General features: G+C 68.8%; 27 protein-coding genes. 10 read left to right on the forward strand and 17 right to left on the reverse strand.

The features are described from left to right. The first annotated feature begins 30 nt into the window (after nucleotides 1-30). Nucleotides 31-927, forward strand: a complete 897-nt coding sequence (locus tag KW843_RS25300) for a LysR family transcriptional regulator (protein WP_218297887.1) — start codon at nucleotides 31-33, stop codon at nucleotides 925-927. Between the two features lie 30 nt (nucleotides 928-957). Here the strand turns inward: KW843_RS25300 and KW843_RS25305 are convergent, their stop codons facing one another. From KW843_RS25305 to KW843_RS25320, 4 genes are read right to left on the reverse strand one after another with little or no spacing between them, the layout of a single operon-like run. After that, entirely contained in the window at nucleotides 958-1,746 is a 789-nt protein-coding gene (locus KW843_RS25305; RefSeq protein WP_255594946.1) for a type II CAAX prenyl endopeptidase Rce1 family protein, read from the reverse strand. Between the two features lie 22 nt (nucleotides 1,747-1,768). After that, complete coding sequence (locus KW843_RS25310) at nucleotides 1,769-3,166, reverse strand: aminopeptidase P N-terminal domain-containing protein (RefSeq protein WP_218297888.1); 1,398 nt, start codon at nucleotides 3,164-3,166, stop codon at nucleotides 1,769-1,771. Continuing rightward, on the reverse strand, nucleotides 3,163-3,909 hold the full coding sequence (locus KW843_RS25315; protein WP_218297926.1) for a nucleotidyltransferase family protein: 747 nt from the start codon (nucleotides 3,907-3,909) through the stop codon (nucleotides 3,163-3,165). The genes KW843_RS25310 and KW843_RS25315 overlap by 4 nt, the downstream gene beginning before the upstream one ends. 50 nt (nucleotides 3,910-3,959) lie before the next feature. After that, the gene (locus tag KW843_RS25320) at nucleotides 3,960-4,349 is read right to left on the reverse strand and encodes an S-adenosylmethionine decarboxylase family protein (RefSeq protein ID WP_218297889.1); all 390 of its coding nucleotides are present in this window, start codon (nucleotides 4,347-4,349) and stop codon (nucleotides 3,960-3,962) included. Between the two features lie 320 nt (nucleotides 4,350-4,669). Here KW843_RS25320 and KW843_RS25325 point away from each other — a divergent pair, with 320 nt between their 5' ends. From KW843_RS25325 to gap, 3 genes are all read left to right on the forward strand, one after another. Further along, nucleotides 4,670-5,299, forward strand: coding sequence for a response regulator transcription factor (locus tag KW843_RS25325; RefSeq protein WP_218297890.1), 630 nt, complete (start codon nucleotides 4,670-4,672; stop codon nucleotides 5,297-5,299). A gap of 317 nt (nucleotides 5,300-5,616) precedes the next feature. Next, on the forward strand, nucleotides 5,617-7,704 hold the full coding sequence (gene tkt, locus KW843_RS25330) for a transketolase (protein WP_218297891.1): 2,088 nt from the start codon (nucleotides 5,617-5,619) through the stop codon (nucleotides 7,702-7,704). Between the two features lie 92 nt (nucleotides 7,705-7,796). Further along, entirely contained in the window at nucleotides 7,797-8,795 is a 999-nt protein-coding gene (gene gap / locus KW843_RS25335; RefSeq protein ID WP_218297892.1) for a type I glyceraldehyde-3-phosphate dehydrogenase, read from the forward strand. A gap of 122 nt (nucleotides 8,796-8,917) precedes the next feature. On the opposite strand, the gene KW843_RS25340 is transcribed toward gap, so the two are convergent. After that, complete coding sequence (locus KW843_RS25340; protein ID WP_218297893.1) at nucleotides 8,918-10,063, reverse strand: mechanosensitive ion channel family protein; 1,146 nt, start codon at nucleotides 10,061-10,063, stop codon at nucleotides 8,918-8,920. On the opposite strand from KW843_RS25340, the gene KW843_RS25345 reads away from it, so the two are divergent. The 3 genes from KW843_RS25345 (at nucleotide 10,062) to KW843_RS25355 (ending at nucleotide 11,907) form a co-directional block, all read left to right on the forward strand. Continuing rightward, on the forward strand, nucleotides 10,062-10,223 hold the full coding sequence (locus KW843_RS25345) for a hypothetical protein (RefSeq protein ID WP_218297894.1): 162 nt from the start codon (nucleotides 10,062-10,064) through the stop codon (nucleotides 10,221-10,223). The two genes, KW843_RS25340 and KW843_RS25345, sit on opposite strands and share 2 nt — an antisense overlap. Nucleotides 10,224-10,540: 317 nt before the next feature. After that, nucleotides 10,541-10,918, forward strand: a complete 378-nt coding sequence (locus tag KW843_RS25350) for a DUF4398 domain-containing protein (protein ID WP_218297895.1) — start codon at nucleotides 10,541-10,543, stop codon at nucleotides 10,916-10,918. Between the two features lie 68 nt (nucleotides 10,919-10,986). After that, complete coding sequence (locus KW843_RS25355) at nucleotides 10,987-11,907, forward strand: OmpA family protein (RefSeq protein ID WP_218297896.1); 921 nt, start codon at nucleotides 10,987-10,989, stop codon at nucleotides 11,905-11,907. A gap of 234 nt (nucleotides 11,908-12,141) precedes the next feature. On the opposite strand, the gene KW843_RS25360 is transcribed toward KW843_RS25355, so the two are convergent. From KW843_RS25360 to KW843_RS25375, 4 genes are all read right to left on the reverse strand, one after another. Next, the gene (locus KW843_RS25360) at nucleotides 12,142-12,843 is read right to left on the reverse strand and encodes a hypothetical protein (protein WP_370628119.1); all 702 of its coding nucleotides are present in this window, start codon (nucleotides 12,841-12,843) and stop codon (nucleotides 12,142-12,144) included. 151 nt (nucleotides 12,844-12,994) lie between these two features. Continuing rightward, nucleotides 12,995-14,014, reverse strand: a complete 1,020-nt coding sequence (locus tag KW843_RS25365; RefSeq protein ID WP_218297898.1) for an aldo/keto reductase — start codon at nucleotides 14,012-14,014, stop codon at nucleotides 12,995-12,997. Nucleotides 14,015-14,070: 56 nt separating this feature from the next. Beyond that, the gene (locus KW843_RS25370) at nucleotides 14,071-14,457 is read right to left on the reverse strand and encodes an iron chaperone (RefSeq protein ID WP_218297899.1); all 387 of its coding nucleotides are present in this window, start codon (nucleotides 14,455-14,457) and stop codon (nucleotides 14,071-14,073) included. Between the two features lie 16 nt (nucleotides 14,458-14,473). Next, nucleotides 14,474-15,085, reverse strand: coding sequence for a YdeI family protein (locus KW843_RS25375; protein ID WP_218297900.1), 612 nt, complete (start codon nucleotides 15,083-15,085; stop codon nucleotides 14,474-14,476). Between the two features lie 153 nt (nucleotides 15,086-15,238). Between KW843_RS25375 and KW843_RS25380 the strand changes: the two genes are divergently transcribed. Continuing rightward, the gene (locus KW843_RS25380) at nucleotides 15,239-15,667 is read left to right on the forward strand and encodes a hypothetical protein (protein ID WP_218297901.1); all 429 of its coding nucleotides are present in this window, start codon (nucleotides 15,239-15,241) and stop codon (nucleotides 15,665-15,667) included. 36 nt (nucleotides 15,668-15,703) lie between these two features. Here KW843_RS25380 and KW843_RS25385 read toward each other — a convergent pair whose 3' ends face one another. Next, nucleotides 15,704-16,708 carry a GNAT family N-acetyltransferase gene (locus KW843_RS25385; RefSeq protein WP_255594947.1) on the reverse strand — a complete coding sequence of 335 codons (1,005 nt, stop codon included), beginning with the start codon at nucleotides 16,706-16,708 and terminating at the stop codon, nucleotides 15,704-15,706. Between the two features lie 143 nt (nucleotides 16,709-16,851). On the opposite strand from KW843_RS25385, the gene KW843_RS25390 reads away from it, so the two are divergent. Both KW843_RS25390 and map read left to right on the forward strand, forming a co-directional pair. Beyond that, nucleotides 16,852-17,106, forward strand: coding sequence for a ParD-like family protein (locus KW843_RS25390; protein WP_218297902.1), 255 nt, complete (start codon nucleotides 16,852-16,854; stop codon nucleotides 17,104-17,106). Next, a complete protein-coding gene (gene map / locus KW843_RS25395) occupies nucleotides 17,106-17,897 on the forward strand; it encodes a type I methionyl aminopeptidase (protein WP_218297903.1) in 792 nt (263 codons plus the stop codon). Before KW843_RS25390 ends, map begins: the two co-directional genes overlap by 1 nt. A 130-nt stretch (nucleotides 17,898-18,027) precedes the next feature. Here the strand turns inward: map and KW843_RS25400 are convergent, their stop codons facing one another. From KW843_RS25400 to KW843_RS25430, 7 genes are all read right to left on the reverse strand, one after another. Next, nucleotides 18,028-18,987, reverse strand: a complete 960-nt coding sequence (locus KW843_RS25400; RefSeq protein WP_218297904.1) for a Gfo/Idh/MocA family oxidoreductase — start codon at nucleotides 18,985-18,987, stop codon at nucleotides 18,028-18,030. A gap of 1 nt (nucleotide 18,988) precedes the next feature. Then, nucleotides 18,989-19,855, reverse strand: coding sequence for a class III extradiol dioxygenase subunit beta (locus tag KW843_RS25405; RefSeq protein ID WP_218297905.1), 867 nt, complete (start codon nucleotides 19,853-19,855; stop codon nucleotides 18,989-18,991). 2 nt (nucleotides 19,856-19,857) lie between these two features. Beyond that, nucleotides 19,858-20,298 (reverse strand): protocatechuate 4,5-dioxygenase subunit alpha, encoded by a 441-nt coding sequence (ligA, locus tag KW843_RS25410; RefSeq protein ID WP_218297906.1) that lies wholly within the window; start codon nucleotides 20,296-20,298, stop codon nucleotides 19,858-19,860. A 4-nt stretch (nucleotides 20,299-20,302) separates the two neighbouring features. Then, nucleotides 20,303-21,226 (reverse strand): amidohydrolase family protein, encoded by a 924-nt coding sequence (locus KW843_RS25415; protein ID WP_218297907.1) that lies wholly within the window; start codon nucleotides 21,224-21,226, stop codon nucleotides 20,303-20,305. A gap of 27 nt (nucleotides 21,227-21,253) precedes the next feature. Next, complete coding sequence (locus KW843_RS25420; protein ID WP_218297908.1) at nucleotides 21,254-22,255, reverse strand: tripartite tricarboxylate transporter substrate binding protein; 1,002 nt, start codon at nucleotides 22,253-22,255, stop codon at nucleotides 21,254-21,256. Between the two features lie 92 nt (nucleotides 22,256-22,347). Beyond that, nucleotides 22,348-23,031: a 4-carboxy-4-hydroxy-2-oxoadipate aldolase/oxaloacetate decarboxylase gene (ligK, locus tag KW843_RS25425; RefSeq protein ID WP_218297909.1), complete on the reverse strand. Its 684-nt coding sequence runs from the start codon at nucleotides 23,029-23,031 to the stop codon at nucleotides 22,348-22,350. Between the two features lies 1 nt (nucleotide 23,032). Next, complete coding sequence (locus KW843_RS25430) at nucleotides 23,033-24,067, reverse strand: amidohydrolase family protein (protein ID WP_218297910.1); 1,035 nt, start codon at nucleotides 24,065-24,067, stop codon at nucleotides 23,033-23,035. Nucleotides 24,068-24,104 lie beyond the last annotated feature (37 nt).

The raw sequence follows: 24,104 nt of genomic DNA on the forward strand, positions 1-24,104 counted from the left end.
TGCCACGGACCGGCGTGCTATGGTCCCGCCATGCCGCGGCCTGATCTCAACCTGCTGGTCACCCTGGATGTGCTGCTTGCGGAAGGCAACGTGGCGCGGGCCGCCGAGCGCCTGCACCTGAGTCCTTCCGCGATGAGCCGGGCGCTCGCCCGGCTGCGCGACACCACCGGCGACCCGCTGCTCGTCAGGGCCGGGCGCGGACTGGTGCCGACGCCACGCGCACTGGAGCTGCGCGACAAGGTCAGCCAGCTCGTGCAGGACACCGAGGCCGTCCTGCGCCCCGCATCGGCGTCCGACCCCGCCCAATGGGCCCGGTCTTTCACGCTGCGCTGCAGCGACGGCTTTGCGGAGAACTTTGGCCCCGGCCTCCTCGCCCGCGTGGGCGAGGCCGCCCCCGGGGTGCGGCTGCGCTTCGTGCAGAAGACCGACAGGCACAGCGCCCCGCTGCGCGATGGAACCGTCGACCTGGAGACCGGCGTGGTGGGCGACGCCATGGGCCCCGAGGTGCGGGCGCAGGCCCTGTTCCGCGACCGCTTCGTGGGGGTCGTGCGCGCGGGGCACCCGCTGTGCGCGGGCGAGATCACGCCGGCCCGCTATGCGGCCGGCAGGCATGTGCTCGTGTCGCGGAAGGGGCGGGACCGGGGGCCCGTGGACGATGCCCTCGCGCCCCTGGGCCTGGCGCGGCAGATCGCCACCGTGGTGGGCGGCTTTTCCACCGCGCTGGCGCTGGCGCGCGGCTCCGACCTGGTTGCCACGGTTCCCGAACACCACACCGGCAACCTGCGCGCCGGCATGTCCAGCTTTGCACTGCCCGTCCCGGTGCCGCAGATCACGGTGTCGCTGCTGTGGCACCCCCGGCTGCAAGCCGATCCCGCGCACCAGTGGCTGCGCGGGCTGGTCCGGGAGGTGTGCGCCGAGCTTCGCTGACGCGCGCCCCCGCACGGCCGCACGCAGCGGTCAGACGAAGGGATGCGACAGGGCGTGCGCCAGCACATGGGCCAGGATGGCGGCCTCCAGCCCATGCCGGGCATAGAGCCATCCCGCCACCAGCCCGAAGGCGGTGTTGCCCACCAGCACGAACGCCACCACGGAGGGGGTGAGCACCCCGGCCATGGCCTGCGCGGCCGGCAGATGCCCCAGCGCAAACAGCAGGGCGCTGGCCACCACGGCGGCCGCCACGATGCCACGGCCCGGCGTGCCCTGGCCGCGCTGCACGAAGCGCCAGCCCAGCCACAGCAGCAGGCTCATCACGCCCCAGCGCACCAGCAGTTCCTCGGAAATCCCGCCATAGAGCAGCTTGACCCCCAGGGATGCGGCACCGGCCGGGTCGGAGGGCCTGAGCGCCTGCGGCGCCACCAGCGAGAGGCCCCACAGCCACAGTGCGCCCGCGAGCCCGCCCACAAGCCCCGGCGCCCACTGGCGCCGGAAGGGCCCGGCCACCGGCTGGCCCTGCAGCCAGGCCGACACGGCAGGCGCCGCCAGCCCCACGCGGGGCGCCAGCGCCACACCCAGTGCCACGCACAGGGCCAGCAGGACCGCGGTCTGCAGGCCGCTGAGCAGCACCATGGCCCACAGCGGCAGCGGCAACAAGGCCTGGTGGGCGGCCAGGGGCGGGACCAGCGCCCACACCACGGCCACGACGCCCGGCAGGCCCAGCAGCCACAGCGCGGCACCCAGGCGCCACTTCTGCGCGCGGGGGGAGCGCGTGGCAAGGTGCGCGGGCACGGCGGTATCAGAAGCCATCATGGACCCTGGCCATCCCTCGGCCTCAGCCGCGCATCAGCGCTTCGATCTCGTCGGCCTTCACCGGCACGCCGCGCGTGATCAGCTCGCAGCCCGTCTCGGTGACGATGGCGTCGTCCTCGATGCGGATGCCGATGTGGTGGAACTGCTCGGGCACCCCGTCGGCCGGCCGCACGTAGATGCCGGGCTCGATGGTGAGCACCATGCCCGGGCGCAGCACGCGGCTGGGGCGGTTGGTGATGGTCTCGCCCGACAGCGGGTCCTTGCGCTCGCTCACCGCCCCGACCTCATCGGGTTCCACGTAGCTGCCGCAGTCATGCACGTCCATGCCCAGCCAGTGGCCCGTGCGGTGCATGTAGAACTGGAAGTAGGCGCGCGTGTCGATCACGTCCTGCGCGGTGCCCACCTTGTTCCTGTCGAGCAGGCCCAGGTCCAGCATGCCCTGCGCCAGCACGGCCACGGTGGCGTCGTGCGGGTCGTTGAAGCGCGCGCCGGCCTTGGTGGCCGCCACCGCCGCGTCCTGGCTGGCCAGCACCAGGTCGTACAGCGCGCGCTGCGGCCCGGTGAAGCGGCCGTTGGCCGGGAAGGTGCGGGTGATGTCGCTGGCGTAGCCGTCAAGCTCGCAGCCGGCGTCGATGAGCACCAGCTCGCCGTCGCGCACCGGGGCGGCGTCCGCGCGGTAGTGCAGCACGCAGGCGTTGGCCCCGGCCGCCACGATGGAGCTGTAGGCCGGGTACTGCGAGCCCTCGTCGCGAAACGCGTGCAGCAGCTCGGCATCCAGGTGGTACTCGCGCACGTCCTGGCCGGCGCGCAGCATGCGGGCCGAGCGCTGCATGGCGCGGATGTGCGCCCTGGCGCTGATGTCGCTGGCGCGGCGCATGATGTCCTGCTCGTGCGCGTCCTTGATGAGCCGCATCTCGTCGAGCAGCGTGCACACATCGTTCTGCTCCGCCGGGCACAGCGCGCCGTAGCGCACGCGCGCGCGCACCGCGTTCAGCCACCCTTCCACCCGCGCTGCCAGGCCGCTGTGGATGGCAAACGGGTACCACACGCGGTGGCGGTTCTCCAGCAGGCGGGGCAGCTTGGCGTCCAGCTCGGCGATGGAATGGGCGGCTTGCACGCCCAGCGCCCCGGGCGCCGCAGCAGGGCCCAGCCGGTAGCCGTCCCAGATCTCGCGCTCCAGGTCCTTGGGCTGGCAGAACAGGGTGCTGCACCCGTCCTGCGCGACCACAAGGCATGCCCCCGGCTCGATGAAGCCGGTCAGGTAGTAGAAGTAGCTGTCGTGGCGGAACAGGAAGTCGGTGTCCCGGTTGCGCGGGCGCTCCGGCGCCGTGGGAATGATGGCGATGCCCCCCGCGCCCAGCTGGGCAGCAAGCCGCGCGCGGCGTTGGGCGTAGATGGAGGCAGGCACGGTGGTGTTCATGGACGGGCAGCAGAGAGAGAATTGAGTTCAGCCAGGCGCTCGGGGGTCCCCACATCGGTCCAGCGTCCGGTGTAGAGCTGTGCGCTGACCCGGCCATTGTCCATCGCGCGGCGAAGCAGCGGCGCCAGCGGGGCTTTGATGCCATCCGGGTTGCCGGCCGGAATGTCGCACCAGGGCGCCGCGAACAGCCCGGCGCGCAGCAGGGCGATGGTGCTGTAGGTGTAGCGCGGCGCGGGGTCGGCGGCGGGCAGGTTCAGTGCCAATCCGTCCGCCGACAGCCCGAAGTCGCCGCGCAGGTTGTGGGCCGGGTTGGGCACCAGCCACAGGTGGGCCAGGTGGCCGCTGGCCTCGAAGGCCGACACGGCGGCGCTGCCGAACACGAAGTCGGGCGCAAACACATCGCCCGCCGCCAGCCAGAACACGGGGCCCAACCGGGGCAGGGCGCGGGCGATGCCGCCGGCGGTTTCCAGTGCGCCGCCAAAGTCCACGCCTTCGTGCGAGTATGAAATGGATAGCTGCTTGCGCTTGTCCACCCGGCGCTGGAGGCCAAAAACATCGGAAAAGTGGTGGCTGATCTGCCCACCCAGCCATGCGGTGTTGATCACCACCTGCTCCACACCCGCTTCCTGCAGCGCCGCCAGGTGCCACTGCAGCAGCGGCTGGCCCTGCACCTGCAGCAGGGGTTTGGGGATGGTGTCGGTCAGCGGGCGCATGCGCTCGCCACGGCCTGCGGCCAGCAGCATGGCGGGGACCTGCCCCCCGGTGGCGGCGGCCGGCGCCGCGGCACCCGCGCTCACGCCACGGCCTCCTGCAGGGCGCCCCGCTGCAGCGCGTGGCGCTGCACGGCCGTGGGCGCGAACAGGGCCACGAGCGCCTCCAGGAGCGCGCGTGCCTTGCCCGAATGGTCCGCACCGAAGTTGCACACATAGACGTCGAGCGTGACGGCCTGCTGTTCGGGCCAGGTGTGCACGCACAGGTGCGACTCGGCCAGCAGCACGGTGGCGGTCACCCCGCCAGGTCCGTGGGCGGTGGCGGGAAATCCGTGGAACAGCTGGCCCACGGGCTGCAGCCCGGCGGCGCGCACGGCGTCGCCGCAGGCCTGGCCCAGGGCGGCGGCATCGAGCAGCCACACGGGGGCGCAGCGGCAGCCATGGAGATCGGCGGTGAGGTGCAGTCCTTGCATGGCCCGCACTGTAGTGCATCACGGGGGCGGGCGGCGCCGGGCTTTCGGGCCCACATCGCGGCCGGGCTGGCGCCACCCCGGCCGGTCCCGGCGGTCCAGCGCCCAGGCGGTGGTCGCGCGCGCGGCGCCACGGACTATCCCGCCGGGGTAGGGCGATGCGCCGGGCGCTCGGGTAGCCTGCGCGGCCCATGACAGCCCCTGCCCCGCAACCCCGGCCCGGCCACCCGAAGCCGCTTGTGCCAACTATTACCGGATCACGCCTGCGCGCGATCGTGGGCCGCCGTTTCGCGGGCACCGACACCCCCCATAGTGTCGCCACCATGAAGATCATCCTTGCCGACGACCACACGCTGTTCCGCGAAGGACTGCAGCACCTGCTGTCGGCACTGGACCCTCAGGCCCAGGTGCTGGAGGCGAACGACTACGCCAGCGCGGCGTCGCTGGTGGTGGAGCATCCCGATGCCGCCCTCGCCCTGGTGGACCTGGACATGCCGGGCCGCGACGCCAGCGCGCCGGGTGGCGGCGGCCTGGAACGCCTGCTGGCGCTGGCGCCCGGCGTGCCGGTGGTGGTGCTCTCCGCCCGCGAAGACCCCGCCGTGGTCCGCGACGTGCTGGACGCGGGCGCCATGGGGTTCATCTCCAAGCGCGAACGCGCCGCCGTGATGCTCAACGCCCTGCATCTGGTGCTGGCCGGCGGCATCTACCTGCCGCCCATGCTCCTGGGCACGGCGGCCCGGGCGTCCGCCTGCGCCGCCCTGACCCCCCGGCAGGTCGAGGTGTTGCACGGCCTGGCGAACGGGCATGCCAACAAGGTGATCGCGCGCCAGCTCGGCATGAGCGAGGCGACCGTGAAGGCGCACACGGGTGCCATCTTCCGCAGCCTGGAGGTCAGCAACCGCGTGCAGGCCGTGCGCATGGCCCGGCGGCTGGGCCTGCTGGCGCCCGACTGAGCCCAAGGAAGCTCCTGATTTGATAGCTGCCAGCGCTTTATAGACAAGCGCTTGTGCCCTGTTTGATTCAAAATTGAAGGTCCGGCAGGCCGCGGTGCGACGGCCGCGCAATGCGCCCGCCTCCGAGACTCGGAACGGCCGATCACTGAGCGCAGATGTGCCGCGGGCTGCGCGCGGGCCGTGCGGCATCCGCCGGGGCAAAAGCCGCCAGCGCGGGGGACCGCGCTCCGGGCTCCAGGCCGCCGGTGGAGGGGCGGGGGCGCCGCCCCGGTAAAATGCCGGGTTTCCCCTGAACCTCCCACCCTGAACCCTCCCCCATGGCCAACACCCAGCAATCCCAACAGATGGCAAATGCGATCCGCGCATTGGCCATGGACGCCGTTCAACAAGCCAACTCCGGCCACCCCGGCGCCCCGATGGGCATGGCCGACATGGCCGTGGCGCTGTGGAGCCGCCACCTCAAGCACAACCCCACGAATCCCCAGTGGTTCGACCGCGACCGCTTCGTGCTCTCCAACGGCCACGGCTCGATGCTGCTGTACGCGCTGCTGCACCTCACCGGCTACGACCTGCCCATTGGCGAACTCAAGAACTTCCGCCAGCTGCACAGCAAGACGCCAGGACACCCCGAAGTGGGCTACACCGCTGGCGTGGAAACCACCACCGGCCCGCTGGGCCAGGGCATCACCAATGCCGTGGGCTTCGCGCTGGCCGAAAAGCTGCTGGCCTCCGAGTTCAACCGCGAAGGCCACGCGGTGGTGGACCACAACACCTACGTGTTCCTGGGCGACGGCTGCCTGATGGAAGGCATCAGCCACGAGGCCGTGTCGCTGGCTGGCGCCTGGAAGCTCAACAAGCTGATCGCGCTGTATGACGACAACGGCATCAGCATCGACGGCCAGGTCGCCCCCTGGTTCGCCGACAACACCCCCCTGCGCTTCGTGGCCAGCGGCTGGAACGTGATCGGCCCCATCGACGGCCACGACGCCGACAAGGTGGCCGCCGCCATCGTGGAAGCCAAGAAGCAGACCGAGCGCCCCACCCTCATCGTGTGCAAGACGCACATCGGCAAGGGCAGCCCGAACCGCGCCAACACCGCCAAGGCCCACGGCGAGCCGCTGGGCGCGGAAGAAATCAAGCTCACGCGCGAAGCCCTGGGCTGGACCAGCGAGCCCTTCGTGGTCCCGGACGACGTGTACGCCGGCTGGGATGCCAAGGCCAACGGCCAGGCTGCAGAGGCCGCGTGGAACGAGCGCTTTGCCGCCTACAGCGCCGCCTTCCCCGAGCTGGCCGCCGAACTCACGCGCCGCATGGAGGGCAACCTGCCCGCCAACTTCGCGCAAGTGGCCGTGGACGCCGTGGTGGCGGCCCACACCAAGGGCGAGACCGTGGCCAGCCGCAAGGCCAGCCAGCTGGCGCTGGAAGCCTTCACCGCCGCGCTGCCCGAACTGCTGGGTGGCAGCGCCGACCTGACGGGCTCCAACCTCACCAACACCAAGAGCACCCCCAACCTGCGTTTTGACATGCAGGGCCACGTGGTACAGACCACGCTGGAAAACGGCCAGAAGATCGGCGGGCGCCACATCAACTACGGCGTGCGCGAGTTCGGCATGGCCGCGATCATGAACGGCATCGCGCTGCACGGCGGCTTCATCCCGTACGGCGGCACCTTCCTCACGTTCAGCGACTACAGCCGCAACGCCATCCGCATGGCCGCGCTGATGAAGCAGCGCGTGATCCACGTGTTCACGCACGACTCCATCGGCCTGGGCGAAGACGGCCCCACCCACCAGTCCATCGAGCACGCCGCCAGCCTGCGTTTGATCCCCAACCTGGATGTGTGGCGCCCCGGTGACACGGCCGAAACCGCCGTGGCCTGGAGCGTGGCCCTGTCCAACCGCAACAAGCCCACCGCCCTGCTGCTGTCGCGCCAGAACCTGCCCTACGCGCCCAAGCGCGACCTGGGCGACATCTCGCGCGGCGCCTACGTGCTCTCCGAACCCGCGGATGTCGGCATCAAGAAGAAGGCAGTGGCCGTGATCATCGCCACCGGCTCCGAAGTGCAGCTGGCGCTCAAGGCCCAGCGCCTGCTGGCCGACAAGAAGATCGCCGTGCGCGTGGTCTCCATGCCCAGCACGACCACGTTCGACCGCGAAGACGCCAAGTACAAGGGCAGCGTGCTGCCCGCCGGCGTGCCCCGCGTGGCCGTGGAAATGGGCGTGACCGACGGCTGGTGGAAGTACGGCTGCGCCGCCGTGGTGGGCATCGACACCTACGGCGAATCGGCCCCGGCGCCCGTGCTGTTCAAGCACTTCGGCTTCACCGAAGAGAACGTGGCCGACGCGGTGCTGGTCGCCATCGGCGCCGCACGGCTCAAGCCCGCCAAGAAGGTCAAGGCCCGCTGAGACGCCTCCCCGCCCGCTGCGTGCCCACTGCTGCAGCGGGCGCGCCCCGGCAGATTCCTGATTTCGACTTTGCAACCTTGGAGAGACACCCTATGACGATCAAGATTGGTATCAACGGCTTTGGCCGCATCGGCCGCAACGTGCTGCGCTCGGCCATCCAGAACTTCAGCGACATCGAAGTCGTGGGCATCAACGACCTGCTGGAGCCGGAGTACCTCGCGTACATGCTGCAGTACGACTCGGTGCACGGTCGCTTCAAGGGCGAAGTCTCGGTGGACGGCAACACCCTGGTCGTCAATGGCAAGAAGATCCGCCTGACGCAAGAGCGCGACCCCGCCAACCTCAAGTGGAACGAAGTCGGCGCCGACGTGGTGATCGAATCCACCGGCCTGTTCCTGGACAAGGTCACCGCGCAAAAGCACATCGATGCGGGCGCCAGGAAGGTCATCCTGTCGGCCCCCTCCAAGGACGACACGCCCATGTTCGTGTTCGGCGTGAACCACGACACCTACGCCGGCCAGGCCATCGTGTCCAACGCCTCGTGCACCACCAACTGCCTGGCCCCCGTGGCCAAGGTGCTCAACGACAAGTGGGGCATCAAGCGAGGCCTGATGACCACGGTGCACGCCGCCACCGCCACGCAAAAGACCGTGGACGGCCCGTCCAACAAGGACTGGCGCGGCGGCCGCGGCATCCTGGAAAACATCATCCCCTCGAGCACCGGCGCCGCCAAGGCCGTGGGCGTGGTGATCCCGGCGCTGAACAAGAAGCTGACCGGCATGTCCTTCCGCGTGCCCACCAGCGACGTGTCGGTGGTCGACCTGACGGTGGAGCTGGACAAGGCTGCCACCTATGAGGAAATCAAGGCCGAGATGAAGGCCCAGTCCGAAGGCGCGCTCAAGGGCGTGCTGGGCTACACCGAGGACAAGGTGGTGGCCACCGACTTCCGTGGCGACACCCGCACGTCCATCTTCGACGCCGACGCCGGCATCGCGCTGGACGGCACCTTCGTGAAGGTCGTGAGCTGGTACGACAACGAATGGGGCTACTCGAACAAGTGCCTGGAAATGGTGCGCGTTGTTTCCAAGTAAGCGTTACCCTTGAGAATGAAGAAGCATTAGAAGCAACTACCCTGTTCAAGCCGGCCGCCTGCAAAGGCTGCCGGCTTTTTTTTGCCCCCCGCCCGCCCCGCGGTGCGCGGCAGGCCGCCGCCTCAACGCGCGGCCACGGACGCGGCGGCGGCCGCCGCAGCACCAGCCAGCGGCGCCGGGCCCTGGGACTGCGCAGGCGCGCTGGCGATGTGCACCGTGCTGGTGGGAAAGGCAAACTCCACCCCCATGGCCTTGAACTCGCGCATGAGGCCCAGATTGATGGACTGCTGCAGGTCCATGTAGAGGTTGAACGCCGGGTCCTGGACGATGTAGACCACCTCGTAGTCCAGCGAACTCGCGCCAAACGCCTTGAAGTGCGCGCGGTCGAAGCGCAGCTCCGGATGGGCGTCGATGAGCTTGCGCACCACGCCCGGGATCGCCTCGGCCTGCTCGGGCGTGGTGTTGTACGACACACCGAAGCCGAACACGATGCGCCGCTTCTCCAGCATGCGGTAGTTGCTGATGGTCTGCTTGAGCAGGTCGGTGTTGGACATCACGATCTGCTCGCCCTGCAGGCTGCGGATGCGCGTGGTCTTCAGCCCGATCACCTGCACCGTGCCCGAGACGCTGCCGACCACGATGAAATCGCCCACCTCGAAGGGCTTGTCCACCGCGATCGCGAGCGAGGCGAACAGGTCGCCCAGGATGTTCTGCACCGCCAGCGCCACGGCGATGCCCCCCACCCCCAGGCTGGCGATGAAGGCCGTGATGTTCACGCCCACGTTGGACAGGATGGCCAGCAGCACCACGCTCCACAGCAGCGTGCGCAGCCCCCAGGACAACAGCGTGGCGGAGGCGCTGACCTGGGTCATGCCCGTGGACGAATGGCGTTCCACATACCGCCGCACGCCCATGCCGATGGCCCGCATGCCCCACAGGCCCATCTGCAGCGCAAGGGCGACAAACCACAGCTGGCTGAGCCGGCTTTCCCAGCGGCCCGGCAGCTCCAGCAGGCTCGCGCCCACCAGCAGGGCCACGACCACCATGAGCAGGCGGCTCGTGCCCTCCAGCACCTCCACCACGGTGTGCGCCGCCGCGCTGCCGGACTGCGTGGCCCACACCCTGGCACGGCCCGTGAGCAGATGCAGCACCAGCAGGATGCCCACATAGGTCGTGGCGGCGGCGGCCAGCGCCACCATCAGGCTCCACAGCGGAACGCCCACGAAGGTCGTCTCGCGGATCCAGGTTGAGAAGGTCGATGGCGGCATGGTTGTTTCTCCTTGGTGGGGCGGCACGCGCGCCGGGCTGCGGCGTGTGGCCCGCTTGCAGGCCTGCGTGGGCGCGGGTGCGGCCACCGGCCACCGGCCACCGGTGGCCGGTGGCCGGTGGCCGGTGGCCGATGGCAGTGGCGCGCGGTGGACTGATTGATCGACAGCCATCGCCGCGCAGAGTTCCCGCACCCTTGCTCGGCAAGGCCGCCAGCACCTGAGCGAGGGACGGGTGAAGCGGTGGACGACACCCGGCACAGGCCCGGCCACGCCCCACGCAAATTGCAAGCGTTCGTAAGACATGGCCCACAGGAATACAGAGGCAGTGCCTACGCGGGCGGCGGGCCGCGCGGCGAACAATGCATTCATCAAAAAGCTGGCATGCATTGCCTGGCGCCGCGCCCCCTGCCCAGTGAGGCGCGCAACGCGCCGGGGCCTGCCCACCAACAATCCACCCGCTCAGGAGGTCTCCACACCATGCACCCATCCATCCCCCTCCGTCTCACGGCCGCAGCCCTCGCGCTGGGCGCCCTGGCAGCGTGCTCGTCCACGCCCCCGCCCGCCGAACAGATGGCCGTCACCCGCACCACGGTGAACCGCGTGGCGGCGGCGCCGGCGACGGCCACCAGCGCCCCCGTGGACCTGCAGCGTGCGCAGGAAAAACTCATCCTCGCCGAGAAGGCCATGGCCCAGCAGGACTACAAGAACGCCCGGCGCCTGGCGGCCGAGGCCGAGGTCGACGCCCGCGTGGCCGAGACCCGTGCCGACGCGGCACGCAATGCGACCAACCTTGCCCAGGTCCAGGACAGCATCCGCGCGCTGCAGGAAGAAATCAACCGCCGGTCCCCCCGCTGAGGGCCGAGCGCTCCTGACCACGCCGCCCGCACCGCGGGCCGCTCTTGACCTTTGAAGGACACCACACCATGCACCGATTGATCCAACGTACCACCGCCCTGTGCACCAGCCTCATCGCCGTGGGGCTGCTCGCGGCCTGTGCCAGCACCGCGCCGTTCCCGGCGCTGGAGCAGGCCCGCTCCGCCGTGAGCGCCGTCGCCGGCGATCCCATCGTGAACCAGTACGCCCCCGTGGAACTGAAGGAAGCGACCGACGCTCTGGCCCGCGCCGACCGCGAATGGGCCGACGACCACGACGAATCGGAAACCAACCACCTGGCCTACATCGCACGCCAGCGCGCCGAGATCGCCACGAACGCGGCACGCTCACGCCAGCTGGACGCCAGCATCCAGCAAGCCAGCGGCGATGCCGACCGCATCCGCCTGCAGGCCCGCACACAGGAGGCCGACCAGGCCCGCCTGCGCGCCCAGCAGGCCCAGGCCCAGGCCCTGAACGCCGAGCAGCGCGCCGCCCAGCAGCAGGCCAATGCCAGCGTCGCGATGGCCCAGGCCAGCGCCGCACAGGACCGCGTGCGCGCACTGGAAGCCCAGCTGCGCGACATGGAAGCCCAGCAGACCGAGCGCGGGCTGCTCGTGACGCTGGGCGACGTGCTGTTTGCCTTCAACAAGGCGGAGCTGTCGGCCCAGGCCGGCCCCCGCCTGGACAAGCTGGCCAGCTTCCTCAAGCAGTTCCCGGACCGCAAGCTGCTCATCGAGGGCTACACCGACAGCGTGGGCTCCGACGGCTACAACCAGGACCTGTCGGACCGCCGCGCCCAGTCCGTGCGCGACGCACTGGTGCAGCGCGGCGTGGACAGCAGCCGCATCACCGCGCGCGGCTACGGCAAGGCCCACCCCGTGGCCGACAACGCATCGCCGGAAGGCCGCGCCATGAACCGCCGCGTGGAGATCGTGATCGCCGACGACAAGGGCACCCTGCGCGGCCGTTGAGCCCCTGGGGCGCCCGATCCCTCGGCGGACAGGCCGGGGGACGGCAAGGTCACCAGATCCCGCCAGCGTGCCGAACGAACAAGCCCTGGAGCAGTGATGCTCCAGGGCTTTTTCCTTTCAGAAAGCGCAGCCTTTGAACGTGGGCGCGAGCGGAGGTCTGCGAGGTGTTTGTGACCGCGGAATGCCGCAGCCCGCCTGGTGAGATGGGCGAGAGCCCTCGTGCCTGTGCCTGGCTTAGCCTGCCGAGGACCGACCGGCCGAGACGGCGCTCTGCCGCGCCTTGTTCAATTCGCTCAGGTACGAGCCCGGAATCTGCTGCACCTCCTGCACGGGTCCGAGCACGCTGATGCGCGCGCCGTCCACGGCCACCTGCAATCCCGCCGGCACCGCAAGGAACTGGATCAGGTCCGGGCGGTGCACGCCCAGCTGGTACAAGGAGGTCTTCATGAAGCGTGCCGGATCCTCAAGGCGTGCCTCGTCGTCCAGGTCCGAGAGCCACCAGCCGGAATCCGCCGCGTTGACGGGGTCGTTTCGGGTCAGCAGGATTCGACGGGCTTCCTGGTAGTTCACGTGCACGACGGCGCTTTGGCGAAGCGACGGAAAGTCCGGCGCGATGGACGGGGAGAGGCTCTCCACAACGTCTTTCTGGTTGCGCAGCTGCATGAGCGTGTTGTCGACCGAATCGACGAACCTCACGGGCACCACCTGCATGTCGGGCTCCAGCACCCGCAGGAATCCTGCGGGCCCCTCTTCCAGCATCGTGAACATCCAGCCGACCTGCAGGCTCTCGCCACCGCGGAACTTCTCGCCCCGGGCGACCCGTTGCTCGAAGAACTGCAGCAGGAAGGAGATGTCCTCCACCGGCACCGCGCTGTTCGACACCCGGATCTGGAACTCGGGATGGCCGTACAGCTTGCACCGGGAAGTGGCGTGCACGGATGGCGTGTCCGGCCGCGCCGGTGCAGGCTTGCGGCCGAATGTCGAGAGGATGGAGCGCAGAGACATTTTTTCAGGTGCGGCTGGGCGGCCCAGGGCGGCCGGGCGTCGTCCGTGGCGCCCGCCAGGCAGTCCGGGGCCGCAGGACGACTTACACCGCGTGGCTTTCGAACGTCTCGGTGTCCACCTCGCTCGCGCTCTGCGCGCTGTAGCGCGGGCCCACCACGGTGCGCTCGTTGATCAGTGCATCCAGCCGCGCGAGCACCGTGGCATCGAGCCGCACACCGGCCGCGCCCACATCGTCCCGCAGGTGCTCCACGCTGGTCGTCCCGGGGATGGGAATGATGTGCCCGCCCTGGTGCAGCAGCCAGGCCAGCGCCAGCTGCGCCGGCGTGCAGCCCACTTCGCGCGCGATGGCCTGGTAGCCGTCCAGCAGCTGCAGGTTGGCGGCGTAGGCATCGGGGGCGAAGCGGGGCATGGCGCGGCGGATGTCCTTGGGGTCGAGGGCGGAGACGTCCCTGAGTTCGCCGCACAGAAAGCCCCGCGCCACGGGGCTGAAGGCCACGAAGGCCGCGCCCAGGTCGCGGCAGGCACCGAGCACGGCGATCTCGGGGTTGCGTGTCCACAGCGAATACTCGGTCTGCACCGCCGCGACGGGGTGCACCGCGTGCGCGCGGCGCAGGGTGGCGGCCGACACTTCGGACAGGCCGATGCTGCGGATCTTGCCCGCGCGCACCAGGTCGGCCAATGCGCCCACGCTGTCCTCGATGGGCACCTTCTTGTCCCAGCGGTGCAGGTAGTACAGGTCGATCACGTCGGTCTGCAGGCGGCGCAGGCTGTCCTCGCAGGTCTGGCGCAGCGTGGCGGGGCGGCCGTCGATCACGCGCACCAGCTTGCCGTCGCCGTTCACGTCCACGCCCTGCATGCCGCATTTGCTGGCCAGGGTGAAGCGGCTGCGGTGGCTTTTCATCACGCGGCCCACCAGCGTTTCGTTGGCGCCGAAGCCGTACAGCGTGGCGGTGTCGAACAGCGTCACGCCCGCATCGAGCGCGGCCAGCAGCACGCGCTCGCCCTGCTCGGCCGACACGGGCGCGCCGTAGGCGTGCGAGAGGTTCATGCAGCCCAGGCCGATGGCCGAGACGGAGAAAGGTCCAAGGTTTCTTTGTTGCATGGCGCAAGCTTACGGCATGCATGCACCCCGCGCTGCACGGCCGCTACGCGGCGTGCTCACTCCCAGAAGCTGTCCGTGGTGCGCGCGCGCACGCGCTGCACGCTGTACCGCGCGATCTGTTCGATCAGCTCTGCCGGCAGCGGCTGGTCGTAGGGCAGCACGATGGTGCCCTTGGTCGTCCTGACGGCCTGCAGCGCCTGCCCAAAATGCACGAGCGCCGCAGCGGGCGGCGCAAAGCTCGCATGCGCCTTGTGCGCCGAAAAGGCGTACACGAAGCGCGGCTCGATGAAGAACGGCGTGTTCCACTTGATGGCTTCCTCGGCCTGCGGCGCGGCGCGCTTCAGGATGGCGTACAGCGCGTGCAGCAGCGGCTGGCCCGCCTTGGGGGCGGCCGCGATGTAGTCCGCGATGGTGGTGGGTTGGGAGGGCGCGGGCGGGGCCATGGTGGGCGAGGTCCTTTCAGGCCGAAGGTGTAGCAGCATCGCCCGCGCGGGGGCGCCGGGTCCACAGGTCGATCCGCTCGCCGGCCACCGAGGCCGCCAGCAGCTGCGCAAACCGCGCCGCGCGGGTTTCAGGCCGCTTGGCCGACGTCACCCAGTGCAGCATGGACTTGCGGTAGCCCGCGGGGGCGGCCTCGAAGAACTGCCATGCCTTCTTGTGGCGTTTGAACTCGCGCAACTGCGCGGCGGGCAGCTCGGCCACTGCGGCCTGTTCGTGCGAGTAGATCGCGGACTTGTCGGCCTTGCGGTGGCTGAAGGCCGCCAGGCCCGCGGGCGTCATGCGGCCGGCGGCCTGCAGCTGCTCCATCTTGGCGATGTTCACCGCGCTCCAGACGGACGATGGCTTGCGCGGCGTGAAGCGGATGGAATAGGTGTGCTCGTCGATGCGCCGGCGCACGCCGTCGATCCAGCCAAAACACAGCGCCTCGTTCACCGACTCGGACCAGGTCATGCACGGGCGGCCCGAGCCGACCTTGTGGAAGCCCACGAGCAGTTCGGGCGCGTGTGCCGCATGGGCTTGCAGCCACTGGCGAAAGGCAGCGGAGGTGGCAAAGAAGGCAGGGGGGGTCATGGGGTGCCATTGTTACCAACATCGGCGCGCACGGATAGCCGGCCATGGCGCGCCGGCCACGGGGGCCGCGGTGGTTTGCTGCGCCGGGTCGGCGCGATACATTACGCGAAGCCGCGCGCTCCGCAGCGGCCCATCCCGCCCAGGAGAAGCGCCATGCCTTCCGCCATCTACGCAGCCTTCTTCTTCACTGTCGCCATGCTCGTCACCACCGCCTACTTCCTGCTGGGCGGCCTGCCGCTGCTGATCCTCCAGCACGACGAGCCGCTCGACGCCCGGTTCGTGCGCGGTTTCTTCAATGTCTACTACAAGGCTGCATTTTGGGTGGCCCTGTGCGCGTCGGCCAGCTACGCGCTGTGGGGACAGTGGGCCTATGCCGCTGGCGCGGCGGCCATGGCAGCGGTTTCCACGGCCTTGCGCAAGCGCCTGGTGCCCGCCATGCAGCAACTGGGCAGCCAGATAGAAGCCAGGAACGGCGGGGCGGTGCAGCGGTTCCGCCGGGTGCATGCCACCGCGCTGCTCGTCAATCTTGCCCAGCTGGTGGTGCTTGTCTGGGGGCTCATCGCGCTGTCCCGGTCCCTGTGACCGCCCGCGCCTGCCGGCCGCGTGGTGCCGGTGGCGTCAGGCCCCGCGTCCGGGGGTGCCCAGTTCCAGCGGCTTGCGAAACACGCAGTTGCGCTGTTCCACAACGAAGCCGCAGTCCGTATAGACGCGCAGCGCGCCGCTCGCATTCTCACTGTCCACCCCCAGCCCGGACTCCTGCATGCCTGCATCGGCCTGGGCGCGCAGGCTGCGCGCAATCAGGGCCCGTGCCAGGCCGCGGCGCCGCCAGCGCTCGCCCACGCTGATGAATTCCGTCCATCCGCGCTGGCGGCCATTGCCCGCGTTCCATGTGGTGTCGATGTAGGTGCGCACCTGGCCCGCCACCTCGTTCATCCGCACGTCCCAGGCCACCTGCCACAGGTGCGGCTGGAAGACCGGGCTGGCCAGCCAGCGCTGGTAGTCCGCCTCGTCGGGCGGTGCATAGCCCCAGTGCGCATGGAAAGCGCGGGCATGCGCATCCCAGATGGCGCGGTAGTGGCCGGGCTGCACCGCACGCACTTCCAGGCCGGCAGGCAGCGCAAAGTCGGCAATGGCCTGCAGCGTGGGGCGGCCCATGGTGAAGAAATAGCGCTCGGGCCGGTAGCCCGCTTTTTCCAGCAGCGCCGCACGTGCGGTTTCGCCCTCCGTGACGAAGGCGTGGTGCGCATGCGGGCCGGCCTGGCCCAGGGCCGCCGCCATCTCGCGCTGGCGCGCCTCCAGCCACGCGTGCAGCCGTGCGCCGATGCCCTGCCGGCGCCACCGCGGCGCAACGACCGCAAACTGCCCGTAGAGCTGCAGCCCATCGGCCTGCGCCCAATGCCAGGCACGCACATAGCCAGCGATCTCATCGCCCGCCTGCGCGATCCACACGTCCTGCTGCGGCACGCACTGGGTGAACGCGGCGTAGTCCCGCGCCACGTCCTCCACGGTGCGAAAGAACCGGGTCTGGTCGGCGGCAAAGCTGGCGTTCGCACAGGCGACCATGGCCGGAAAATCCGAGGCCCCGGCAAAAGCGCGGAATGTCACGTGCTGCGGTGGTTGCATCGGGATGGGCTCCTGGGACGGTGTGTCCGGGGTGTGAGGGCATGGCAAGCCTGGCATTGTGGCCAGCGCACCCTGTGCTCCACCTTAAGACGCCGCCAGACGTTTTATATATAATTCATATACGTTTTGTATAGGGATCATCCATGGGTATCGTCAAGATTTCAGACCAGATGCACGAAAACCTGCGTGTCGCAGGCACCGCGCTGAGCCGCTCCATCAACGCGCAGGCCGAGCACTGGATGCGGGTGGGCATGCTGACCGAGATGCACCCCGAACTCGACCACCGCGAGATCTGCCAGTTGCTGGTGCGGGCCGAACTGGCGGGCGGCTTCGATATCGGCATGGCGGTGAACGGCCTGCCGGCCAAGCCCCGCGCCGTGGCCAGCGGCAAGCACTGATGGCGCGCGGCGTTCCCGTCAAGTCAGCGGACGAGCTGGCCCTGTCGCGGCGCGCCGCGCAGCTGGCCGCCGAGGTGCTGCACATGATCGAGCCCCACGTGGTGCCCGGCGTGAGCACCGAGGAACTGGACCGCATCTGCCACGACCACATCGTGAACGTGCAGGGCGCGGTGCCGGCCAACGTGGGCTACCTGGGGTATCCCAAGACCATCCTCACCTCCGTCAACCAGGTGGTCTGCCACGGCATTCCGTCGCACGACAAGATCCTGAAGAAGGGCGATATCGTGAACATCGACGTGGCGGTGATCAAGGACGGCTGGTACGGCGACACCAGCCGCATGTACTTCGTCGGGCCGCCCAGCCTGCTCGCCCGGCGCCTGGTGGAGACGACGTACGAAGCCCTGTGCGCGGGCATCCGGCAGGTGCGTCCCGGCGCCACGCTGGGCGACGTCGGCCACGCGATCCAGACGGTGGCGCAGCGCGAGCGCTTCAGCGTGGTGCGCGAGTACTGCGGGCACGGCATCGGGCAGGTCTACCACGACGTGCCCAACGTGCTGCACTACGGCCAGCGCGGCACCGGGCTCACGCTGGAGGCCGGCATGGTCTTCACCATCGAGCCCATGCTCAACGCAGGCGGCCGCGAGACCAGGGAACTGGCGGACGGATGGACCGTGGTGACCAAGGACCGCTCGCTGTCCGCGCAGTGGGAGCACATGGTGGCGGTGACGCCCGACGGGTACGAGGTGCTCACGGTCTGGCCGGGCGGCACGGGCAGCTACGCGCCGATCTGACCGCCGGCTTCAGCCAGGGGCACTGCGTGTGCAGGACGCCCCGGCCGGAAAAAAATCAGCTATCGATTCGATAGCTGCCCGCGCGCTCCTGATGAGCGCAGGGGGCCTATCCAGCCCCACAAACCCAACTTCAGCCCGCGTTGAGCTGCTGCTCCAGGTCGTGCAGCACCTCGTAGCAGGCGAGCACGAGGCCCACGCTGGAGTTGGGTTCGCGGCCTTCGCGGATGGCGGCGAAGAACTCGCGGTCCTGCAGCTCGATGCCGTTCATCGACACGTCGACATGGCTCACGTCGATCTTCTCGTCCTTGCCGTTGTACAGGTCGTCGTAGCGCGCCAGGTAGGTGGCGGTGTCGCCGATGTAGCGGAAGTACGTGCCCAGCGGGCCGTCGTTGTTGAACGACAGCGACAGCGTGCAGATGGCGCCGTTCTCGGCCTTGAGCTGGATGCTCATGTCCATCGCAATGCCCAGCACCGGGTGGATGGGGCCCTGGATGGCGTTGGCCTTCACGATGGGGCTGCCCGCCTGGTACGCGAACAGGTCCACCGTGTGGGCGGCGTGGTGCCACAGCAGGTGGTCCGTCCAGCTGCGGGCCTGGCCCAGCGCGTTGGTGTTGGTGCGGCGAAAGAAGTAGGTCTGCACATCCATCTGCTGGATGTTGAACTCGCCGGCCTGGATCTTCCGGTGCACGTACTGGTGGCTGGGGTTGAAGCGGCGCGTGTGGCCGCACATGGCCACCAGGCCCTTTTCCTTTTGCGCGGCGACGACCTGCTGCGCGCCCTTCAGGCTGTCGGCCAGCGGGATCTCCACCTGCACGTGCTTGCCGGCCTTCAGGCATGCGATGCTCTGCTCGGCGTGCATCTGCGTGGGCGTGCACAGGATCACCGCGTCCACCTCGGGCAGGGCCAGGCTGTCGGCCAGGTCGGTGGTGACATGGCCGATGCCGTACTTGGCGGCGACTTCCTTCGTTTTGTCGAGGTCGCGGCTGATCAGCGAAACGACTTCCACGCCGTCGATGTTCTGGATGCCGTCCAGGTGCTTGATGCCGAAGGCACCCGCGCCCGCAAGCGCTACTTTGATGGTCTTGGTCATGTCAGGTGTTCTCCAGGATCAGGTGGCCCACGGCCGTGTTGGATGCGGGCACATGGTAGAAGCGGTGCACCAGCTTCGGGGGCTTGCCGCCGGCCACGTCGGCCATGGCGCCGCGCGCGATGAGCCACATCACGAGTTCGATGCCCTCGCTGCCCGCCTCGCGCACGTAGTCGATGTGCGGGATGCTGGCGGCGGCCTCGGGGTCGCTGATGAGCTTGTCGAGGAAGGCGTTGTCGAAGTCCTTGTTGATCAGGCCCGCGCGCGGGCCCTGCAGCTGGTGGCTCATGCCGCCCGTGCCCCAGATGTGCACGTTGACGTCTTCGTCGTAGCTCTCCACGGCCTTGCGGATCGCCTGGCCCAGGTTGTAGCAACGGCGGCCGCTGGGCACGGGGTACTGCACCACGTTGACCGCGAACGGGATCACCGGGCAGGGCCAGGCTCCGTCCACCGGATCCTGCGGGCCGCACATGAGCGACAGCGGCACCGTGAGGCCGTGGTCCACGTCCATGCGGTTGACGATGGTGAGGTCGAAATCCTGCTGGATGACCGACTGCGCGATGTGCGAGGCCAGGTCCGGGTGGCCGATGACCTTGGGCACGGGGCGCGGGCCCCAGCCCTCGTCGGCGGGCTGGTACTCGGCGGCGGTGCCGATGGCGAAGGTGGGGATCATCTCCAGGCTGAAGGCCGTGGCATGGTCGTTGTAGACGAGGAAGATGACGTCGGGCTTGTTGTCCTTCATCCACTGCTTGGAGAAGTCATAGCCCGCGAACAGCGGCTTCCAGTAGTCCTCTTGCGTCTTGCCCAGATCGAGCGCGGCGCCGATGGCGGGCACGTGCGAGGTGAAGACGGAGGCGGTGATACGCGCCATGTTCAGTTTCCTTTCTTTCCCGCAGCACCCTGCGGCTGGCGGTGCGCCTGGGCATCGCCGTCTTCGCCGATGACGCGGTTGCCCTGCGCCGACCGGCCGCCACCGACCATCATGGCGCGGTACTCGTCCTCGGTCATTCCGGTCATGGAGCCGGCCATCTGCTGGAAGCTCTTGCCATCGGTGGCACCGATCTTGGCCAGGAAGTAGATGTTGCCGCCCAGGCGGATGCACCAGTTGAGGTCGCGCGCGAGCACGGCCTGCTTCTGTTCCTCGGTCATCGCCCACTCGTCGAGGTAGGCGCGCTCGTCGGCCTTGAAGCGGGCGCGGTTGTCGGCCTTCATGAGGCTCATGCAGAACTGGTTGAGCCAGTAGCCCTTGCGGCTTTGCTCTGCATCGAAGATGGTCGTGCCGGGCACGTCCAGGTAGGGTTTGTCGAGGGACATGGCGTCAGCCCTTTTCTTCTTCCGGCCAGTACAGCCGCATGGGATTGTCCACCAGCAGTTTTTGCTGCAGCCCGGCCGTGGTGGCGATGTGCGGGATGAAGTCCACCAGCAGGCCGTCGTCGGGCATGTGGTCCTTGAGGTTGGGGTGCGGCCAGTCGGTGCCCCAGAGCACGCGGTCCGGGAACTCCTCGACCACGCGGCGCGCGAATGGCACCACGTCGCGGTAGGCGGCCTGCTCGCCATCGAGCGCCTTGGGCCCGGCCACGCTCAGGCGCTCGGGGCAGCTGACCTTGCTCCACACATTGGGGTGCTGGCGCATGAATTTCAGGAACAGCTCGAACTCGGGCCCGTCCACGGGCTTGGTCACGTCAGGGCGGCCCATGTGGTCCACCACCACCGTGGTGGGGAGTGCGGTGAAGAAATCCCACAGTTCGGGCAGGTCCACCGCCTCGAAGTAGATCACCACGTGCCAGCCGAGCTTGGCGATGCGCGCCGCGATCTCCATGAGCTCGTCCTTGGGCGTGAAGTCCACCAGGCGCTTGACGAAATTGAAGCGCACGCCGCGCACGCCGGCGTCGTGCATGGCCTGCAGCTCCTCGTCGCTCACCGAGCGGCGCACCGTGGCCACGCCACGCGCCTTGCCGCCCGAGTGCACGAGCGCATCGACCATGGCGCGGTTGTCCGCGCCATGGCAGGTGGCCTGCACCACCACGTTGCGCGCGAAGCCCAGGTGGTCGCGCAGCGCATAGAGCTGCTGCTTGCTGGCGTCGCAGGGCGTGTACTTGCGCTCGGGCGCGTAGGGAAATTCGGCGCCGGGGCCGAACACGTGGCAGTGCGCGTCCACGGCGCCCGCGGGCACCTGAAAACGCGGCTTGCTCGGGCCGGCGTACCAGTCGAGCCAGCCAGGGGTCTTGGTGAATTCACTCATGTGCGTGCTCCTTGCGTTTCGCTCCGATCAATCCAGCGACACATTGGCCTTCCTGATCACGTCGCCAAAGCGCTGGCTCTCGTCCTTCACGAACTGGGCGAACTGCGCACGCGTGGTGGGGAACTGCTCGTAGCCGAAGGTCTTGAACTTCTCGGCCACGTCGGCCCCCGTCAGGGCCTGCTCGATGTCGCGCTTGATCTTGTCGGTGACGGCCGCGGGCAGGCCGGGCGGCACGGCGATGGCGTTCCAGCCGGTCACGGCGAAGTCCTTGGGGCCACCGGCTTCGGCCACGGTGGGCACGTCGGGGAACTCGGCCGACCGCTGGGGGCCGGCGAACGCCAGCAGGCGCAGCTTGCCCGCGCGGTACAGCGGCCCGGCGGTGGCGGCGCTGCCCAAGGCGAAGTCGATGTCGCCGGTGGCGACCGAGGTGTACAGCTGCGTGGTCTCCTTGAAGATCACGTGCTCCATCTGCGTGCCGGTGGCGCTCTCGAACAGCTCGGAGCCCAGGTGCACGGGGTTGCCCACCGACCAGGAGCCGTAGTTGAGCTTGCCCGGGCGGGCCTTGGCGTCGGCCACGATGTCGCCCACGGTCTTGTACTTGCTGCCCGTGCCCACGGTGAAGAAGAAGTGGGTCTTGAACAGCGGCAGCAGCGTGTCGAAGTCCTTGGCCACGTCGTAGGGCAGCTTCTTGAACAGGCTGGGGTAGGCGGCCAGGTGCACGTTGTCCAGCACGATCAGGTCGTGGCCGTCCTTGGCGCCGCGCTTGAAGGCATCGATGGCGATGAAGCCGTTGCCGCCGGGGCGGTTCTCGACCACCACGGGCTGGTTCCAGATGCGGCCCAGCTTCTCGGCCACGATGCGCGCCACGCCGTCGGGACCACCGCCCACGGGGAAGGGCGTGATGATGCGCACGGGCTTGGTGGGGAAGGCCTGGGCGTGTGCGCCGTGGGATGCGAGGCCCAGGGTGGCGGCCAGGCCCAGGGCCAAGGCAAGACTGCGACGCAGGGGGGACAAGGTGCGAAAGGTCATGGGATGCAGGAAAAATAGAATGCTATAAATTCAATAGCTTCCAGCGCTTTCCAGTAAAGCGCCAGAGGCCTGAAAGATTCAAAACTGGCGTGTCAGTCGATGTACCTGAGGCCCGCCTTCTCCAGGCCGGGGCGCATGTTGTACATATCCAGGCCCAGCACGCCCGAAGCGAGCTTGGCGCGCTTTTCGCCTTCGAAGCTCTCGCGCTTTTGCGCGGCTTCCAGCGTGGCGGCGGCACGTGCGGCGGGCACGCAGACCACGCCGTCGTCATCGGCCACGATCACGTCGCCCGGCGTGACGAGCGCACCGGCGCACACCACGGGGATGTTCACCGAGCCCAGCGTGGCCTTGATCGTGCCCTTGCTGCTGATGGCGCGGCTCCACACGGGGAAGTTCATCTCCTGCAGCGTCTTCACGTCGCGCACGCCGGCATCGATGATGAGCGCGCGGGCGCCACGGGCCTGGAAGGACGTGGCCAGCAGGTCGCCGAAGTAGCCATCGGTGCACTCCGAGGTGACGGCCGCCACCACGATGTCGCCGGGCTGGATCTGCTCGGCCGCCACATGCATCATCCAGTTGTCGCCGGGCTGCAGCAGCACGGTCACGGCCGTGCCGCTGACCTGCTGGCCGCCGTAGATGGGCCGCATGTACGGCTTGAGCAGGCCCACGCGGCCCATGGCCTCGTGCACGGTGGCCGAGCCCAAAGCGGCCAGGCCGTCGGCGGCCGCGCGGTCGGCGCGGGTGATGTTGCGGTAGACAACGCCTAGTTCGTACATGTCAGAGCCCCTTTGCCTTCAGGCGTGCATCGAGTCGGGAGAACACGCGGCGCGTGTTGGCTTCGTAGATCTGGTGCTTGTCTTCGGCACTGAGGATCGTGGACGCCTCGATGTAGCGCTTGGTGTCGTCGTAGTAGTTGCCGGTGGTCGGGTCGATGCCGCGCACCGCGCCGATCATTTCGCTGGCGAACAGCACGTTCTTCACCGGGATCACCGTGTTCAGCAGGTCGATGCCGGGCTGGTGGTACACGCAGGTGTCGAAGAACACGTTGTTCATCAGGTGCTCGTCGAGCAGCGGCTTCTTCATCTCCTGCGCCAGGCCCCGGAAACGGCCCCAGTGGTAGGGCACCGCGCCGCCGCCGTGCGGGATCAGGAACTTGAGCGTGGGGAAGTCCTTGAACAGGTCGCCCTGGATCAGCTGCATGAAGGCCGTGGTGTCGGCGTTCAGGTAGTGCGCGCCCGTGGTGTGAAAACACGCGTTGCAGCTGGTGCTCACGTGGATCATGGCGGGCAGGTCGTACTCCACCATCTTTTCGTAGATGGGGTACCAGTGCTTGTCGGTCAGCGGCGGGCTGGTCCAGTGGCCGCCCGAGGGGTCGGGGTTCAGGTTGATGCCCACGGCGCCGTATTCCTTGACGCACTTTTCCAGCTCGGGGATGCAGGTGGCGGGATCGACACCGGGGCTTTGCGGCAGCATGGCCACGGGCACGAAGTGGTCGGGGAACAGCGTGGAGACGCGGTAGCACAGCTCGTTGCAGATGGCGGCCCAGGTGCTCGACACGTTGAAGTCGCCGATGTGGTGGGCCATGAAGCTGGCGCGCGGGCTGAACAGCGTGATGTCGCTGCCGCGCTCCTTCATCAGCCTGAGCTGGTTGGTCTCTATGGATTCGCGCAGCTCGTCGTCGCTGATCTTCAGGTCCGCCACCTTGGGCATCTGGGCGGGGTCCTTGATGCCGGCGATCTGCGCATTGCGCCAGTTCTCCAGCGCCTTGGGGGCCGTGGTGTAGTGGCCGTGGCAGTCGATGATGAGGCTCATGGGTTTGTGCTCCTGAAAGATGTTCTTGTCGAAGTGC

It is taken from the genome of Acidovorax sp. sif1233 (assembly GCF_019218755.1).
Lineage (GTDB): Bacteria > Pseudomonadota > Gammaproteobacteria > Burkholderiales > Burkholderiaceae_C > Acidovorax.

Bases quoted from the DNA above. Each gene is read 5' to 3' on its own strand.
- KW843_RS25300 (WP_218297887.1), top strand. From the start codon at position 31: ATGCCGCGGCCTGATCTCAACCTGCTGGTCACCCTGGATGTGCTGCTT.
- KW843_RS25305 (WP_255594946.1), bottom strand. From the start codon at position 1,746: ATGATGGCTTCTGATACCGCCGTGCCCGCGCACCTTGCCACGCGCTCC.
- KW843_RS25310 (WP_218297888.1), bottom strand. From the start codon at position 3,166: ATGAACACCACCGTGCCTGCCTCCATCTACGCCCAACGCCGCGCGCGG.
- KW843_RS25315 (WP_218297926.1), bottom strand. From the start codon at position 3,909: ATGCTGCTGGCCGCAGGCCGTGGCGAGCGCATGCGCCCGCTGACCGAC.
- KW843_RS25320 (WP_218297889.1), bottom strand. From the start codon at position 4,349: ATGCAAGGACTGCACCTCACCGCCGATCTCCATGGCTGCCGCTGCGCC.
- KW843_RS25325 (WP_218297890.1), top strand. From the start codon at position 4,670: ATGAAGATCATCCTTGCCGACGACCACACGCTGTTCCGCGAAGGACTG.
- tkt (WP_218297891.1), top strand. From the start codon at position 5,617: ATGGCCAACACCCAGCAATCCCAACAGATGGCAAATGCGATCCGCGCA.
- gap (WP_218297892.1), top strand. From the start codon at position 7,797: ATGACGATCAAGATTGGTATCAACGGCTTTGGCCGCATCGGCCGCAAC.
- KW843_RS25345 (WP_218297894.1), top strand. From the start codon at position 10,062: ATGGTTGTTTCTCCTTGGTGGGGCGGCACGCGCGCCGGGCTGCGGCGT.
- KW843_RS25340 (WP_218297893.1), bottom strand. From the start codon at position 10,063: ATGCCGCCATCGACCTTCTCAACCTGGATCCGCGAGACGACCTTCGTG.
- KW843_RS25350 (WP_218297895.1), top strand. From the start codon at position 10,541: ATGCACCCATCCATCCCCCTCCGTCTCACGGCCGCAGCCCTCGCGCTG.
- KW843_RS25355 (WP_218297896.1), top strand. From the start codon at position 10,987: ATGCACCGATTGATCCAACGTACCACCGCCCTGTGCACCAGCCTCATC.
- KW843_RS25365 (WP_218297898.1), bottom strand. From the start codon at position 14,014: ATGCAACAAAGAAACCTTGGACCTTTCTCCGTCTCGGCCATCGGCCTG.
- KW843_RS25370 (WP_218297899.1), bottom strand. From the start codon at position 14,457: ATGGCCCCGCCCGCGCCCTCCCAACCCACCACCATCGCGGACTACATC.
- KW843_RS25375 (WP_218297900.1), bottom strand. From the start codon at position 15,085: ATGACCCCCCCTGCCTTCTTTGCCACCTCCGCTGCCTTTCGCCAGTGG.
- KW843_RS25380 (WP_218297901.1), top strand. From the start codon at position 15,239: ATGCCTTCCGCCATCTACGCAGCCTTCTTCTTCACTGTCGCCATGCTC.
- KW843_RS25385 (WP_255594947.1), bottom strand. From the start codon at position 16,708: ATGCAACCACCGCAGCACGTGACATTCCGCGCTTTTGCCGGGGCCTCG.
- KW843_RS25390 (WP_218297902.1), top strand. From the start codon at position 16,852: ATGGGTATCGTCAAGATTTCAGACCAGATGCACGAAAACCTGCGTGTC.
- map (WP_218297903.1), top strand. From the start codon at position 17,106: ATGGCGCGCGGCGTTCCCGTCAAGTCAGCGGACGAGCTGGCCCTGTCG.
- KW843_RS25400 (WP_218297904.1), bottom strand. From the start codon at position 18,987: ATGACCAAGACCATCAAAGTAGCGCTTGCGGGCGCGGGTGCCTTCGGC.
- KW843_RS25405 (WP_218297905.1), bottom strand. From the start codon at position 19,855: ATGGCGCGTATCACCGCCTCCGTCTTCACCTCGCACGTGCCCGCCATC.
- ligA (WP_218297906.1), bottom strand. From the start codon at position 20,298: ATGTCCCTCGACAAACCCTACCTGGACGTGCCCGGCACGACCATCTTC.
- KW843_RS25415 (WP_218297907.1), bottom strand. From the start codon at position 21,226: ATGAGTGAATTCACCAAGACCCCTGGCTGGCTCGACTGGTACGCCGGC.
- KW843_RS25420 (WP_218297908.1), bottom strand. From the start codon at position 22,255: ATGACCTTTCGCACCTTGTCCCCCCTGCGTCGCAGTCTTGCCTTGGCC.
- ligK (WP_218297909.1), bottom strand. From the start codon at position 23,031: ATGTACGAACTAGGCGTTGTCTACCGCAACATCACCCGCGCCGACCGC.
- KW843_RS25430 (WP_218297910.1), bottom strand. From the start codon at position 24,067: ATGAGCCTCATCATCGACTGCCACGGCCACTACACCACGGCCCCCAAG.